This is a genomic window from Vibrio sp. 1180_3 (genome assembly GCF_029478545.1).
GTDB classification, from domain to species: domain Bacteria; phylum Pseudomonadota; class Gammaproteobacteria; order Enterobacterales; family Vibrionaceae; genus Vibrio; species Vibrio aestuarianus.
On sequence record NZ_SJFM01000283.1, the window covers coordinates 1 to 255 of the forward strand.

1 protein-coding gene is annotated in these 255 nt (G+C 44.3%); it reads left to right on the top strand.

What is annotated here, in order from left to right; translation table 11 throughout:
• Nucleotides 1-255, top strand: a 255-nt coding sequence (locus tag EYW48_RS21855) for an amidohydrolase family protein (RefSeq protein WP_277433120.1), incomplete at both ends; no start/stop codon positions are given.

Sequence of the window (255 nt, forward strand, 5' to 3'; positions counted from 1 at the left end):
GAAAACTTGGTTAGATGCTCTGGATAAGGTTGGTTACAGCGCGCATATTCATGCTATTGGTGATGGAGCGGTTCGCGAATCACTTAATGCAGTTGAACATGCACGTAATAATGGCTCAACTAAGCCGCACACACTCACCCACGTTGAACTTGTCGATCCAGAAGATGTAGGTCGGTTCACTAAATTGAATGTTACAGCTGACTTTCAAGTAGGCTCTGAATACGTTGTTGAGCATGACCATTCATGGGCTAAACT